The organism is Micromonospora sp. WMMA1996, assembly GCF_002573675.1.
In the GTDB taxonomy this organism is placed as follows: Bacteria; Actinomycetota; Actinomycetes; order Mycobacteriales; family Micromonosporaceae; genus Micromonospora; species Micromonospora sediminicola.
This window is the reverse complement of the sequence record NZ_PDHU01000009.1, coordinates 69,220-83,756: the sequence shown is the minus strand read 5'-3', so window position 1 is coordinate 83,756 and position 14,537 is coordinate 69,220. Positions and strand designations below refer to the sequence as shown.

General features: G+C 74.6%; 13 protein-coding genes and 1 pseudogene. 7 read left to right on the top strand and 7 right to left on the bottom strand.

Annotated elements, in window-relative coordinates:
* The first annotated feature begins 376 nt into the window (after window positions 1–376).
* On the top strand, window positions 377–625 hold the full coding sequence (locus tag COO58_RS29010; protein WP_172968087.1) for a hypothetical protein: 249 nt from the start codon (window positions 377–379) through the stop codon (window positions 623–625).
* On the opposite strand, the gene COO58_RS29005 is transcribed toward COO58_RS29010, so the two are convergent.
* From COO58_RS29005 to COO58_RS28990, 5 genes and pseudogenes are all read right to left on the bottom strand, one after another.
* Window positions 618–1,196 carry a Trp biosynthesis-associated membrane protein gene (locus COO58_RS29005; protein WP_098748079.1) on the bottom strand — a complete coding sequence of 193 codons (579 nt, stop codon included), beginning with the start codon at window positions 1,194–1,196 and terminating at the stop codon, window positions 618–620. The two genes, COO58_RS29010 and COO58_RS29005, sit on opposite strands and share 8 nt — an antisense overlap.
* Entirely contained in the window at window positions 1,193–2,746 is a 1,554-nt protein-coding gene (locus COO58_RS29000; RefSeq protein WP_098748077.1) for an anthranilate synthase component I, read from the bottom strand. The genes COO58_RS29005 and COO58_RS29000 overlap by 4 nt, the downstream gene beginning before the upstream one ends.
* Window positions 2,743–3,177, bottom strand: coding sequence for a phosphoribosyl-AMP cyclohydrolase (gene hisI, locus COO58_RS31080; protein WP_369700233.1), 435 nt, complete (start codon window positions 3,175–3,177; stop codon window positions 2,743–2,745). The genes COO58_RS29000 and hisI overlap by 4 nt, the downstream gene beginning before the upstream one ends.
* Before the next feature lie 180 nt (window positions 3,178–3,357).
* Window positions 3,358–4,008, bottom strand: a pseudogene (locus COO58_RS31075) (phosphoribosyl-AMP cyclohydrolase); the annotation flags it as partial.
* A gap of 164 nt (window positions 4,009–4,172) precedes the next feature.
* A complete protein-coding gene (locus COO58_RS28990) occupies window positions 4,173–4,562 on the bottom strand; it encodes a MerR family transcriptional regulator (protein ID WP_091573318.1) in 390 nt (129 codons plus the stop codon).
* Window positions 4,563–4,668: 106 nt separating this feature from the next.
* On the opposite strand from COO58_RS28990, the gene COO58_RS28985 reads away from it, so the two are divergent.
* From COO58_RS28985 to COO58_RS28975, 3 genes are read left to right on the top strand one after another with little or no spacing between them, the layout of a single operon-like run.
* Window positions 4,669–5,391: an ABC transporter ATP-binding protein gene (locus tag COO58_RS28985; RefSeq protein ID WP_098748075.1), complete on the top strand. Its 723-nt coding sequence runs from the start codon at window positions 4,669–4,671 to the stop codon at window positions 5,389–5,391.
* Window positions 5,388–6,143, top strand: coding sequence for an ABC transporter permease (locus tag COO58_RS28980; protein WP_091573316.1), 756 nt, complete (start codon window positions 5,388–5,390; stop codon window positions 6,141–6,143). Before COO58_RS28985 ends, COO58_RS28980 begins: the two co-directional genes overlap by 4 nt.
* A complete protein-coding gene (locus COO58_RS28975; protein WP_091573315.1) occupies window positions 6,140–6,742 on the top strand; it encodes a TetR family transcriptional regulator in 603 nt (200 codons plus the stop codon). The genes COO58_RS28980 and COO58_RS28975 overlap by 4 nt, the downstream gene beginning before the upstream one ends.
* A gap of 104 nt (window positions 6,743–6,846) precedes the next feature.
* Here the strand turns inward: COO58_RS28975 and COO58_RS28970 are convergent, their stop codons facing one another.
* On the bottom strand, window positions 6,847–8,628 hold the full coding sequence (locus tag COO58_RS28970) for an ABC transporter ATP-binding protein (protein ID WP_091573314.1): 1,782 nt from the start codon (window positions 8,626–8,628) through the stop codon (window positions 6,847–6,849).
* Between the two features lie 114 nt (window positions 8,629–8,742).
* Window positions 8,743–10,617 carry an ABC transporter ATP-binding protein gene (locus COO58_RS28965; protein WP_176559010.1) on the bottom strand — a complete coding sequence of 625 codons (1,875 nt, stop codon included), beginning with the start codon at window positions 10,615–10,617 and terminating at the stop codon, window positions 8,743–8,745.
* 195 nt (window positions 10,618–10,812) lie between these two features.
* On the opposite strand from COO58_RS28965, the gene COO58_RS28960 reads away from it, so the two are divergent.
* The 3 genes from COO58_RS28960 to COO58_RS28950 all read left to right on the top strand — a co-directional run bounded on the left by COO58_RS28960 (window position 10,813) and on the right by COO58_RS28950 (window position 14,488).
* Window positions 10,813–11,442 (top strand): TIGR03085 family metal-binding protein, encoded by a 630-nt coding sequence (locus COO58_RS28960; protein WP_091577206.1) that lies wholly within the window; start codon window positions 10,813–10,815, stop codon window positions 11,440–11,442.
* Between the two features lie 129 nt (window positions 11,443–11,571).
* Entirely contained in the window at window positions 11,572–12,522 is a 951-nt protein-coding gene (locus COO58_RS28955; protein WP_091573312.1) for a terpene synthase, read from the top strand.
* A gap of 139 nt (window positions 12,523–12,661) precedes the next feature.
* Window positions 12,662–14,488 (top strand): long-chain fatty acid--CoA ligase, encoded by a 1,827-nt coding sequence (locus tag COO58_RS28950; protein WP_098748072.1) that lies wholly within the window; start codon window positions 12,662–12,664, stop codon window positions 14,486–14,488.
* Window positions 14,489–14,537: the final 49 nt, after the last annotated feature.

Sequence of the window (14,537 nt, the reverse complement as noted above, 5' to 3'; positions counted from 1 at the left end):
TAGGGGGCGCCACCTGGCGACACGTGCCGGGGGGTATGGCGCACCTCACGAAACGGGCTGTGGCATGATGGCCGACTTCTGGTGAACGCGGTGTCACGCAGCGCCACCGTGGGTATCGATCGCCGCCCATGCCCTATCTCACCACGGCCGCTCCCGCGCCGCAGCGGGGCGGGTCCCGCGCGACTGTGACCAAGCTCAAGGACCTCCGGCCCTGCCCTGGTCGCTCCCTCTGTCGGACCGTTGACCTGGGCTTCACGGCGCCGAAACGTGAGCCCGGCAGCATGGTCCTCGGGCAGACTCGACGAGGCGGCTGCCGACCGTCACCAACGATCTCGTGCGGGGTGAACCAGTGAGCGTCAACGGGCCGAACCAGACCATGGGCCTGACCACCATCTCCCGGACCGTCGCCTCCCTCGCCGTCGGCGTGGTGCACACGCTGGAACGCGCGGTGGCGGGCGACGGCCGCACCCGTACCGCCCGGGGCAACGCCTGGGAGGCGGTCTGCGCCGATCGCGCCCGGGCCGCACAGCGTCGGGAGCTGGAGCGGCTGGTGGCCGAGCTGGCCGCCGCCCGGGCCGCGGCCCGTGAGCGCCGGGACGCGCGCGAGGCCCAGCCGGTCAGCTGACCGTCGGGTCCTCGCCCCGGTCCAGCGCGTCCCACGCGTCCCGGGCGCCCCGCTCGACCGCCGGCCGCTCGGCGCCGCCCGGTGCGGCCGACGACGACGCCGCCCGCCGCTCGTAGCGGGCGCCCATCGCCGGCCACCCGCCGCCCCGCAGCGCCGCGAACGCGCCACCGGCGGCCAGGGCCAGGCCGCCCGCCAGCACCAGCGCCGGCCAGTGCCGGCTCACCCCCGACTCGGCGAGCCCGATCCCACCGCCCAGCGCCACGGCCAGGCCGATGCCGGCCAACAGCGCGCCCAGCACCCGGCGCAGCCGCCCCCCGGTCGCCAGCAGCGCGCCGCCGCCGGCCAGCCCGACCCAGGCCAGCGCCGACACCCACGGCAGCAGCTCCGCGCCGGTGCGGCCCGGCCGCCCGGGCGGCAGCGACCCGCGGGTGGTCACCTCGACCGACCAGGTCCGGGTCACCGCCCAGCAGGCCAGGCCCGCGCCGGCCAGGCAGAGCAGCACCGCGTACGCCAGCTCGCGCCGGCCCCGCGCGGCGGGCGCGCCGGTCGCGGCCGTGCCGGACGCGCTCATCGGGCCGGCCGCAACGTCTCGGCGGCGGCGATCGCGGCGAGCACCGCGGCGGCCTTGCTCCGGGTCTCCTGCTCCTCGGCGGCGGGGTCGGAATCGGCCACCACCCCGGCGCCGGCCTGCACGTAGGCGCGGCCGTCGCGGATCAGCGCGGTGCGGATGGCGATCGCCATGTCCAGGTCGCCGCCGAAGGCGAAGTAGCCGACGGTGCCGCCGTAGACGCCACGGCGGACCGGTTCCAGCTCCTCGATGATCTCCATGGCGCGGACCTTGGGCGCGCCGGAGAGCGTGCCGGCGGGGAACGTGGCGGCCAGCGCGTCGAACGCGGTGCGGTCCTCCCGCAGCTCGCCGACCACCGTGGAGACGATGTGCATGACGTGGCTGTAGCGCTCGATGGTGGCGAACTCCGGCACCTCCACGGTGCCCGGCCGGCAGACCCGGCCCAGGTCGTTGCGGCCCAGGTCGACGAGCATGACGTGCTCGGCGCGCTCCTTCGGGTCGGCCAGCAGCTCGGTGGCGAACTTGGCGTCACCCTCCGGCGAGCCGCCGCGCGGGCGGGTGCCCGCGATCGGGTGCAGCAGGGCCCGGCGCCGCCCGCCCGGCCCGCCGCTGACCTTGAGGTGCGCCTCCGGGGACGAGCCGACGATGTCGAAGCCGTCGAAGCGCAGCAGGTACATGTACGGGCTGGGGTTGGTGGTGCGCAGCACCCGGTAGACGTCGAGCGGGTCCGCGTCGGTGGGACGCTCGAAACGCTGGCTGAGCACGATCTGGAAGCACTCACCGGCCCGGATCGCCTCCTTGGCCGCCTCCACCGCCCTGGGGTATCCGCCCTCCGGCGTCCGGCTCACCACCTCGCCCACGCCGGGCCGGCCGACCGTGGCGACCATGGGCGGAATCGGACGGGACAGCGCGGTGGTCATCGCGTCGAGGCGGCCCACCGCGTGGTGGTACGCGGCGGTGACCCGCTCGTCCCGGTCGGGCGCGTCCGGCGGCGGAAGGACCGCGTTGGCGACCAGGATCGCCGAGCCCTCGTAGTGGTCGAGCACCACCAGGTCGGTGGCGAGCATCATGCCCAGCTCGGGCACGTCCAGCTCGTCGCGGGTCAGCTCGGGCAGCCGCTCGAACCGGCGGACCAGGTCGTAGCCGAGGTAGCCGACCAGGCCGCCGGTGAGCGGCGGCATGTCGCCGGCCGGGTCCCAGGCCGGGCCGGCGAGCGCGGCGACGGTCTCCCGGAGCACGGCGACCGGGTCGCCGGTGGTGGGCACGCCGGCCGGCGGCGTACCGGTCCAGTGGGCCGCGCCGTCCCGCTCGGTGAGCGTGGCGGCGCTGCGTACGCCGATGAACGAGTAGCGCGACCAGGCGGTCCCGGCCGCCCCGACGCCCTGCTCGGCGGACTCCAGCAGGAACGTGCCCGGCCCGCCGGCGAGCTTGCGGTAGACCCCGACCGGGGTCTCGGCGTCGGCGAGCAGCCGCCGGGTCACCGGCACGACCCGCCAGCGGGCCGCCAGCTCGGCGAAGGTGGTCCGGTCCGGGGTGAGCGCGCCGTCGGTCACGGGGTCGCCTCCGGCGAGCTGACCGGCAGGTCGGTGAAGAAGCAGGTGCGGTGCCCGGTGTGGCAGGCCGCGCCGACCTGCTCCACGCTGACCAGCAGCGCGTCGCCGTCGCAGTCCAGCGCCACCGAGCGGACGTACTGGTGGTGGCCGGAGGTGGCGCCCTTGACCCAGTATTCCCCCCGGCTGCGCGACCAGTAGGTGGCCCGGCCGGTGGTGAGCGTGCGGTGCAGCGCCTCGTCGTCCATCCAGGCGACCATCAGCACCTCACCCGAGTCGTGCGCGCGCACCACGGCGGCGACCAGGCCGTCGGGGGTGCGGCGCAGCTTGGCCGCGATGGCCGGGTCGAGCCGGGAGGGGCGGGCCGGGCCGGGGGCCGCGGCGCCGCCGGAGCGGGCGGGGGCGCCGGTCACCGGCGCGTCAGAGGCGGGCACGGTTGACCATTCTCCCGCACGCGGCGTCGGCACCGCCGACGTGTCCCGGGGGACGGGCCCGACCGGGTCCAGCGCCCGGCCCAACTGGCGCAGGTAGCGCTCCACCCGGCCGTCGACCAGGGCCTCGGCCAGGTCCGTGCCGGCCACCTCGGCGATCTCCCCGGCGTACGGGCGGACCAGCGGGAGGATCCCGCGGACCAGGCGGCCGGCGGCGGCGCCGACCTCGGCCGGGTCGGCGGGGCGCAGACCGAGGCAGAGCAGCATGTCCGTCCGGTAGCCGGGGGGCGCGACCGGCAGGTCCAGCGCGGCGGTCAGGGCGGCCCGGCGGGACACCACCCGCACCGACGGGTTGGCCAGCCGCAGCACCGAGGGGCAGAGCCGGGCCAGGTCGGCCGCGGCCAGCCGGACGCCGACCGGGTCGTCGGCCCAGTGGGCGCCGGCCACCTTGCCCAGCGTGGCGATCAGCTCCTCCAGGCGCGGCTCGTCGGCGGGCTGGCAGAGCACCGGCAGGTCGATCCGGCGACGCCACTCGGGCACCGCCCAGAGCAGGCGGGCGGGCGCGGTGACGGGCAGCCCGAAGGCCCAGTCGGCGGGCTGACCGAGCCGGTGCACCCAGGAGCGGACGTCCCGGGCGGCCACCGAGACGTGCACCAGCCGGCCGTCGAACTCGGTCAGGTAGGCGCGGCGGGCCGCGTACGGGCCGGCGGGGCGGGCCGGGGCGGTGGTTCCGGGGGTGCGGACCGCGCGGTCGTCGTCGGCCGCGACGAGCACGTCCACGTCGACGTCGCTGTGTTCGGTGGCGGCCCGCCGGGCGTGGCTGCCACGCAGCATGATCCCGACGACCGGCCGGTCCGCGGCCTGCCGCAGGCGGGCGGCCCACTCGTCGAGGAATCCGGACTCGGGCAACGAAGCGGGACCCACCGCGACATGGTGCCGGAAGTCCGATCTTCGGCGCAATGCCCGATGGCGGACCGGGTGTCCGCTACTGGGCGACTTCAGCCCAGTTCCTCCTCCGCCCTCCGGTACGCGTCGATCTTGTGGTCGAGGACCGTCAGGTCCTCGGTCAGTTCGGCCATCCGGGCCAGCACGCGGGCCCGGTGCGCCTCGAACAGCGCCCGCCGCGCGCCGAGCGTGCGATCACCCTGCCGGGCCAGCTCGGCGTAGCGGCGCATGTCCCGCACCGGCATCCCGGTGCGGCGCAGCCGGGTGAGCAGGAACAGCCAACTGACGTCGTCGTCGGTGTAGCGCCGCCGACCCGCCGAGTCCCGCCCGACGGGGGCGACCAGCCCCTCCTGCTCGTACCAGCGCAGCGTGTAGGTGGTCAGGCCGACCCGCTCCGCCGCCTCGCCCACGCTGAGGCTCTTCTCCCGGATACCGATGTCCACCGGTCCAGGCTTCCAGTTCGAGTCCGCTCGAAGTCAAGCCCGTTGACCGGACGGAAGAATTCATCTAGCGTTGATTTCAACGGTTGATGACTTATCGGAGGCGGACATGGACGACGCGGTGTCGGTCCGTGACCTGGTGATCGAGCGCGGCAAACGGCGGGTGCTGCACGGCATCAGCTGCGCCGTGCCCCGGGGCACGGTCACCGGGCTGCTGGGACCCAGCGGCAGTGGCAAGACCACGCTGATGCGCGCCGTCGTCGGGGTGCAGAGCGTGCGCTCCGGCGCGGTCGACGTGCTCGGCCGTCCGGCCGGATCGGCCGACCTGCGCCACCGGGTCGGCTACCTGACGCAGGCGCCCAGCGTCTACGCCGACCTGACCGTGCGGGAGAACGCCCGCTACTTCGCCGTGCTGCACGGCCGGGGGCACGCCGAGGCCGACCGGGCGGTGGCCGACGTCGGCCTGGCCGCGGCGGCCGGGCAACTGGTCGGCACGCTCTCCGGCGGTCAGCGCAGCCGCGCCTCGCTGGCCTGCGCCCTCGTCGGGGACCCGGAGCTGTTGGTGCTGGACGAGCCCACCGTGGGCCAGGACCCGGTGCTGCGGGCCGACCTCTGGGCCCGGTTCCACGCGATGGCCGCCGCCGGCACCACGCTGCTGGTCTCCAGCCACGTGATGGACGAGGCGGCACGCTGCGACCGGCTGCTGCTGATCCGCGAGGGGCGGCTGGTCGCCGACGACACCCCGGCCGCGGTGCGCGCCGCCACCGGCGTGGACGACCTGGAGGAGGCGTTCCTGCGCCTGATCCGCAGCAGCGAGGAGGCCGGCGCGTGAACCCGAAGATCCTGACCGCCACCGTCGCGCGGATCCTGCGCCAACTGCGGCACGACCGGCGCACCGTGGCGCTGCTCGTCGTGGTGCCGGTCGTGCTGCTCACCCTGGTCTACTTCATGTACGTCGACCAGCCCACCCCACCCGGTGCGCCGAGCACCTTCGACCGGGTGGCGCTGATCATGCTGGGCTTCTTCCCGTTCATCATCATGTTCCTGGTGACCAGCATCGCCATGCTCCGCGAACGCACCACCGGCACGCTGGAACGGCTGCTCACCACCCCGCTGGGCAAGCTCGACCTGCTCTTCGGCTACGGCATCGCGTTCGGCCTGGCCGGGGTGGTGCAGTCCACCGTCGCCTCGCTGGTGGCCTACCAGGTGTTCGGGTTGGACACCGCCGGCAGTCCGTGGCTGGTGGTCCTGATCGCCGGGGTGAACGCGGTGCTGGCCGTGGCGCTCGGTCTGTTCTGCTCGGCCTTCGCCCGCACCGAGTTCCAGGCCGTGCAGTTCATGCCGGTGGTGGTCGCCCCGCAACTGCTGCTGTGCGGGCTGTTCGTGCCGCGCGGGCAGATGGCCGGCTGGCTCCAGGCGGTCAGCGACGCGCTGCCGCTGTCGTACGCGGTCGAGGCCTTGCAGGAGGTCGGCGCGCACGCCGAGCCGACCGGCACCATGTGGCGCGACGTGGCGATCGTGGCCGGCGCGGCGGTGGCGGCGCTGGTGCTGGCCGCCGCGACGCTGCGCCGGCGCAGCGGATGAGCCCACGTCGCACCGGCCGGCGGCCCGGCAACCCGGACACCCGGGAGTCGATCCTGGCCGCCGCCCGGGCCGCCTTCGCCGAGCGCGGCTTCGACGCCACCCCGATCCGGGCGGTCGCCGCCGCCGCCGCTGTGGACCCGGCGCTGGTGCACCACTACTTCGGCACCAAGGAGGACCTGTTCCGGGCCGCGATGGCGATCCCGATCGACCCGGCCGAGCTGGTGCCCCGGGTGCTGGCGGGGGGCCGGGACGAGGTCGGCGAACGAATGGTCCGCACGTTCCTGGGCGTCTGGGACTCCCCGGCCGGGACCGCCGCGGTGGCCCTGCTCCGCTCCGCCGTGAGCAACCAGTGGACCGCCCGCCTGCTGCGCGAGTTCCTGACCACGCAGATCCTGCGCCGGGTCGTCGACCGGCTCGACCTCGACCCGGCCGAGGTGCCGCTGCGGGGCGCGCTGGTCGCCACCCAGATCGCCGGCCTGGCCATGATGCGCTACGTGATCCGCCTGGAACCGGTCGCGTCCGCGACGCCGGACACCCTGGCCGCCACGATCGGCCCGACCGTCCAGCGCTACCTCACCGGCCCGCTGGACGGGGGCTGACCCGTCCCCCGCGCCGATCTTGCACTTGCTGCCCGGACGAAAGGGGACGATCCACCCCTACCGGGGGCCGAAAATGCAAGATCGCGGGCGTTCCGGGTGACAGGTCAGCGGGTCTGTTCCAGCCAGGAGGCGTAGAGCAGGGCGTAGACCGAGTCGGTGTCGCGGACCAGCTCGTCGTGCGGGCCGCGCTGCACGATCCGGCCCCGGTCCACCACGATCACCTCGTCCGCGGCCTGCGCGGTGGAGAGCCGGTGCGCGATGGCCAGCGTGGTCCGGCCCCGGGTGACCGCGTCCAACGTGCGTTGCAGGCGTACCTCGGTGGCCGGGTCGACGGCGCTGGTCGCCTCGTCGAGGACCAGCAGGTCCGGGTCGGCGACGTACGCGCGGGCCAGCGCCACGAGCTGCCGCTCACCCACGCTGAGGGCCTCGCCGCGCTCCCCCACCGGGGTGTCCAGCCCGGCCGGCAGGCCGGCCAGCCAGTCGGCCAGGCCCAGCTCGGTGAAGGCGGCGGTGAGCCGCTCGTCGGTCAGGTCGGGGCGGGCGAAGCGGACGTTCTCCCCGACCGTGGCGTCGAACAGGAAGCCGTCCTGCGGCACCATCACCACCCGGGTGCGCAGCGAGTCGAAGCGCACCCGGCGCAGGTCGACGCCGGAGAGCAGCACCTCCCCCTCGCTCGGGTCCATCAGCCGGGTGAGCAGCTTGGCGAAGGTGGTCTTGCCGCTGCCGGTCTCGCCCACCACCGCCACCCGGCTCTTCGCCGGGATGTCCAGCGTCACGTCGTGCAGCACCGGCGGGCCGCCCGGGTAGGCGAACGTCACGCCGGCGAAGCGGACGTCCAGCGGACCGGCCGGCAGGTCCCGCCCCTGCGTGCCCGGGTCGGCCACGTCCGGGGCGACGTCGAGCACGTCGAGCACCCGACGCCAGCCGGCGATCGCGTTCTGCGCCTCGTTGAGCACCTCGGTGGCGATCTGCACCGGCTGGATGAAGAGCGTGACCAGGAACAGGAACGCGGTGAGCTGACCGACCGACAGCGTCCGGTCGACGCCGAGGTTGACCCCGACCACCACCACCCCGGCCAGCGCCAGGCCGGCGGCCAGCTCGCCGACCGAACTGCCCAGGATGCTGATCCGGATCGCCCGCTGCTGGGCCAGCCGCTGCCCGTCGATCGCCGCGTCCAGCCGCCGCGCGGTGCGCCCGGCGATCCCGTACGCCCGGATCACCGGGGCGCCCACCACGCTCTCGCCGATCGCGCCGAGCAGCGTGCCGGTCCGCTGCCGGACCAGCCCGTACGCGCCGGCCAGCCGGCGCTGCAACGACCGGATGATCAGCACCGCGGGCGTGAACGCGATGAGCACCACCAGCGTCAACTGCCAGGAGTACGCGAGCATCACGGCGGTGGTGACCAGCAGCTGCCCCAGGTTCACGATCAGGATCACGCCGCCCCACTGGAGGAACTGGGTGATCTGGTCGACGTCGCTGGTGACCCGGGAGACCAGCGAGCCACGCCGCTCCGACTGCTGGTGCAGCATGGACAGGTCGTGCACGTGCCGGAAAGCCCGGGTGCGCACCCCGGCCAGCGCGGTCTCGCTGACCGTGAACAGCCGGCGCATCATCAGATAGCCGCAGGCGGTCGTCACCACCAGCACGGCGGCCGTGATCGTCACGGTCAGTGAGATGACGTCCAGGTCGAGCCCGCCGACGATGCCGTGGTCGATGCCGCGCTGCACCGCCACCGGCACGGCCACCCGGCCGATCATGTAGACCAGGGCCAGCGCCAGCGTGCCGGCGAGCCCGGTCTTCAGCTCCGGGGAGAGCGCCAGCCCGCGCCGCAGCGTCCGCCAGGTCGACTCGGTCCGTGCCTCGGCCGTGGTCGCGCTCGCGCTCACCGGGCCCGCCCTTCGTTCGCGACTGCGGGGCTCCGCTTCGCTGCACTCCTCGCGCTCACCGGGCCCGCCCTTCGTTCGCGACTGCGGGGCTCCGCTTCGCTGCACTCCTCGCGCTCACCGGTCCACCTCCATCTCCAGGCCGGAGGGCACCGGCGCGACCTCGTCGTACGTGCGCTTCTGCTCGCGCTCCTGCTCGGCCTGCTCGTACGCGGTGACCAGGTCGACGTAGCCGGGCACGGTGGCCAGCAGCTCGGTGTGCGTGCCCCGGGCCACCACCCGGCCCTGCTCCACGTAGATCACCTCGTCGGCCAGCGCGATGGTGGCCCGCCGGTACGCCACGACCAGGATCGACGCCGACGCGCCGCCGTCACCGGGGGTCCGCAGGCCGGCCAGGATGGCCGCCTCGACCCGCGGGTCGACGGCACTCGTGGCGTCGTCGAGCACCAGCAGCCGGGGCCGCCCGGCCAGCGCCCGCGCCAGCGTCAGCCGCTGCCGCTGGCCGCCGGAGAGCGAGGTGCCGCGCTCGCCGACCATGGTGTCCAGTCCGTCCGGCAGGGCGGCGACGAACCCGTCCGCCTCGGCCAGCCGCAGCGCCGCCCACACCTCGTCGTCGCCGATGCCGTCGCGGTCGAGCGTGATGTTGGCCCGGACCGTGTCGTCGAAGACGAAGGGCACCTGGGCCACCAGCGCCACGGTCGCGGCGAGCGACGCGGCGGTCAACTCCCGCACGTCGACGCCGTCGAGCGTGACCCGGCCGGAGCCCGGGTCGACCAGCCGCACGGCCAGCGACGCGATGGTGGACTTGCCGGCCCCGGTCGGCCCGACCAGTGCGACGGTCTTCCCGGCCGGCACGGTGAACGTCACCTCGCCGAGCACCTCGGCGCCGGGCAGGTGCGCCTCGGCCGGCTCGTACCCGAAGTGCACGTCGTCGAAGCCCAGCGTGGCCGGTGTGCGGGTGGCCGGGTCGAACGCGACCTCGCCGTAGGGCATCTCGCCGGTGGTGTCGAGGACCCGGCGGACCCGGTCCCAGCCGGCGACGCTGCGCGGCAGCTCGGCCAGCACCCAACCGATGGCCCGCACCGGGAAGGCCAGCACGGTGAACAGGAACGCCACGCTGACCAGCTCGGTCACCGTGATCGCGCCCTGCCGCAGCCGGATCGCGCCGACCACCAGCACGGCGAGGGTGCCGAGGCTGGGCAGCGTCTCCAGCATCGGGTCGAAGACGCCGCGCAGTCGACCGACCGAGATGAGCGCGTCGCGCAGGTCGCCGGCGCGGGCGGCGAAACGGGCGGTCTCCTGCGCCTCCCGGCCCATGGTCTTGACCACCAGCGCGCCGTCGAAGCTCTCGTGCGCGATGCCGCTGACCTCGGCGCGCAGGCGCTGGGCCCGGGCCTGGCGGGGCGCCATCCGACGGGAGTAGACCACGTTGAGCGCGAACAGCGCGGGAAAGACGGCGAGGCCGACCAGCGCGAGCGCCCAGTCGGTGACGAAGAGCGAGGCCACCGCGCCGACCAGCATCACCAGCGTGCCGACCGCGAACGGCAGCGGCGCGATCGGATACCAGGCGGCTTCGACATCGGAGTTGGCGTTGGACAGCAACGTGCCGGTGGAGTTGCGGTGGTGCCAGGCCAGCGGCAGGTCCAGGTAGCGGCGGGTGACCCGGCGGCGGTAGGCGGCCTGGAGCCGGTACTGCATGTAGCCGGCGCCGAGTCGCCGACCGAAGATGCCGACCACCCGCAGCACGCTGATGCCGAACAGCGCCGCGGCGGCGAGCGCGAGGACCCCGCCGCCCACCTCGCCGCGCTCGACCGCCGGCACCACCACCTCGCCGACCACGCCGCCGACCACGTACGCGCTGGCGATCACGAGGAGGCCGAAGAGCACACTGCCGGTCACCGCCACCGCGAAGATGCGCGGTTGCTCCCGGATCGCCCGGCCGAGCACCCGTAGCCCTCTGCCGAGCACGTCCCGACTTGTCCCGCTCGCCACGCTCTCCCCCGCCGTAAGCCGCCCGTTTCTCCCCCATCCTTACCGCACCCCGCCAGGTCCGCCGACCCGCCGGGGATATGTCCGCCGTCACGTTCCTCGGCGGACCTGGGCGGACCACGCCGCGTGGTCGGCCGGTCGCCGCCGCCGCGCCGGCCACGGCGCGCCGATCGGTCCGCCCGGGCCTACGATCGGGCCATGCCGCGGTACGCCCGGGCGGAGCGCGAGGCGCTCGCCGATCTGATGCTGGAACTGGGACCGGACGCGCCGACGGTCAACGAGGGGTGGACCACCCGTGACCTGGCGGCGCACCTGCTGGTGCGTGAGCGCCGGCCGGACGCGGCCGGTGGGATCCTGCTGCCGCCGCTGCGCGGACACGGCGAGTCGGTCCGCCGGCGGATCGCCGCCGGGCCCTACCCGGAGCTGGTGGCCCGGGTGCGCCGCCCGCCGCTGTGGAGCCCGGTGAGCAATCCGCTCACCGACGAGCTGGCCAACGGGCTGGAGTTCTTCATCCACCACGAGGACGTCCGCCGGGCCCGGCCCGGCTGGCACCCGCGCGACCTGCCGGCGGGGCAGCAGCGGGTGCTCTGGAAGCGGGTCGGCCTGCTGGCCCGGATGGCGTTGCGCCGCTTCCCGGCCGAGGTGCTGGTGCAGGCGCCCGGTCACGGCGAGCTGCGGGCGGGGCGCGGCGGCGAGCGACTGCGGGTGGTGGGCGCGCCGGGCGAACTCGTCCTGTTCCTCACCGGCCGGCAGCGGGTGGCCCGGGTCCAGGTGGACGGCCCGGTCGAGCGGGCCGACCGGCTGCGCGCGGCCGAACTGGGGTTCTGACCGAGCGTGCGCGGCGGGTCACCGTGCCAGGTGGAAATTGCACAACCCAACGACGGTGACCGATCGAGCCTGCCGTACGCTCCTGCCCGCCGCCCGACCCCCGCCGGCGGCGGACAGGGGACAGAACCGATGCGTGGCTTCGCGCTCTCGGCGCTGCACGAGCCGCCCTTCCCGGCGCGGCGGCACCCCGACGTCGAGCGGATCGCGCGGGAGAGCGCCGGCTGGGTGGGTGACCTGGGCCTGGTCGACGACCCGGCGGGACGACGCCGACTGGCCGGCGCGCACGCCGCCGAACTGGCCGGACGGGCGTCCCCGCAGGCGTCCCCGGACGGCCTGCGCCTGCTGACCGATCTGATCAACTGGCTGTTCGTGATGGACGACGCCTGCGACGACGACGGCCTGGGCGCGGATCCCACCCGGCTCGCCCCGACCGTGGCGGCGCTGCTGGCCGTGCTCGACCGGCACGGCGACCCGGACGCGCCCGCGCCGAGCGACGCCGGGCCGCTCGCCGTCGCGCTCGACGACCTGTGCCGACGGGTCCGTGGGCAGCGTCAGCCGGCGTTGCTGCTGCGCCTGGTCAGCCAGTTGCGGGAATACCTGCTGGCGCTGCTGTGGGAGGCGGCCAACCGGGAGCACCGGCGGGTGCCCGGGGTGGCCGAGTACACGCAGATGCGCCGGCACACCGGCGGCGTACGCCCCAGCTTCACCGTGACCGACCTGGCGCGCACGCCCCGGACCGGTGCGGCGCAGCGGTCCGAGCCGGCGCTGGCCGCGCTGGACGCCCTCGCCACCGACCTGGTGTGCTGGTGCAACGACCTGTTCTCCTACGGCAAGGAGCGCGGCGTCGCCCCGGAGGCGCACAACCTGGTCACCACCATCGCGGGCGAGAACGGGCAGGACGAGCCGGCGGCGCTGCGCGCGGCGGCGGCCCGGTTCAACACCGCCCTCGCCACCTACGCGGAGCGGGACGCGGCGCTGGCGGGCGCGGCCGACGACGGGGTGCGGGCGTTCCTGGACACCCGGCGGGACTGGATCCGGGCCACGTACGACTGGTCCCGCGCGGCCGCCCGCTACACCTGAGCCGGGTTCCAGGACGCGGGACCGGCATGGTACGCGTCGGCCGGGGCTAGCCGCTGCCCCGGTGCAGGCAATACCCTTCGGTAACCGCAGATCGGCGTGACCCCCGTCACGTCCCTCCACCCTGAAGGCGGCTACAGCGATGGCTCTCGATGTACCGTACCGTTCCGTACCCGACATGTTCCTCAAGCGCGTGGCGGATTCCCCCGACCGGCAGGCGTTCGCCCACCCCGCACCCGACGACTCGGGCCCGGTCTGGCTGACGTGGGAGCAGGTCGGGCAGCGCGCCAAGGCGATCGCGGCCGGGCTGCACGGGCTCGGTGTCGGCCTGGAGGACCCGGTGGCGATCCTGGCCAACACCCGGCTGGAGTGGGTGCTCGCCGACTTCGGCATCATGTGCGCCGGCGGGGCCACCACCACCGTCTACCCGACCACCGAACCCGACGACGCGGTCTACATCGTCGCCGACTCCGGGTCGCGGGTGCTGTTCGCGGAGAACGCCGCCCAGGCGGCGAAGATCGCCGGCGCGGAGCTGCCGGCCCTGACCCACGTGGTGCTCTTCGACGGCACGCCCGACCCGGCCGCCGGCGTACCCCAGCTCACCCTGGCCGAGCTGGAGGAGCGCGGAGCCGCCGCGCTGGCCGCCGAGCCCGACCTGATCGACATGCTGGTCGCGGGGATCGGGCCGGACCATCTGGCCACCCTGATCTACACCTCCGGCACCACCGGCCGCCCGAAGGGCGTGGAGCTGCTGCACGGCGGCTGGTGCTGGGAGGGCGTGGCGCAGGCCGAGCTGGGCCTGCTGCGGGTCGACGACCTGCAGTACCTGTGGCTGCCGCTGTCCCACTCGTTCGGCAAGACGCTGCTCTGCGGCGCCACCCACGTCGGCCTGCCCACCTACGTCGACGGCCGGGTGGACAAGCTGGTCGAGCTGCTCGGCGTGGTCCGCCCGACGCTCATGTGCGGCGCGCCCCGGGTCTTCGAGAAGGTCTACAACAAGGCGGTCACCACCGCGCAGGGCGCCGGCGGCGCGAAGGCCAAGATCTTCGCCTGGGGCGTCGCGGTCGGCAAGGAGAAGGTCGCGCTGGAGCAGGCCGGCAAGCCGGTCCCGGCCGGCCTGCGGCTGAAGTACGCGCTCGCCGAGAAACTCGTCTTCAGCAAGCTCCAGGCCCGGCTCGGCGGCCGGATGCGGGTGCTGGTCTCCGGCGCGGCGCCGCTGAGCAAGGAGATCGCCACGTTCTTCGCCGCCGCGAACCTGCCCATCTCCGAGGGCTACGGTCTCACCGAGACCAGCGCCGGCGCCTTCGTCAACCCGCCCGGCGGCCTGAAGATCGGCAGCGTGGGCCGGGCCATGGGCGACCTGGAGTGCCGGATCGACACCGACGGCGAGATCCTGATGCGCGGTCGTCCGGTCATGCGCGGCTACCACAATCTGCCCCAGGAGACCGCCGAGGCGTTCACCGCCGACGGCTTCTTCCGCACCGGCGACATCGGCACCCTCGACGACGACGGCTACCTGCGCATCACCGACCGGAAGAAGGACCTGGTCAAGACGTCCGGCGGCAAGTACGTCGCGCCGTCGCACATCGAGGGCATGTTCAAGGCGGTCTGCCCGTACACCTCGCAGGCGGTGGTGATCGGCCAGGCCCGCAACTACTGCACCATGCTGGTCACCCTGGACCCGGACGCGATCAAGGGCTGGGCCGCCGGCACCCCGCTGGAGGGGCGCGACTACACCGAGATCGTCACCTCCCCCGAGGCGCGGGAGATGGTCGAGGGCTACGTGGCCGAGCTGAACACCAAGCTCAACCGCTGGGAGACGATCAAGAAGGTGACGATCCTCCCCCGCGACCTCACCATCGAGGACGGCGAGGTCACCCCGTCGCTGAAGATCAAGCGCCGCAGCGTGGAGACCAACTTCGCCGGCGAGATCGACAAGATGTACGAGGGCACGCTCGCCGAGCTGTAGGCGACGCCCGCGAGGCCGTGCCGGCCGTGCCCCACCGTCCCGGGGCACG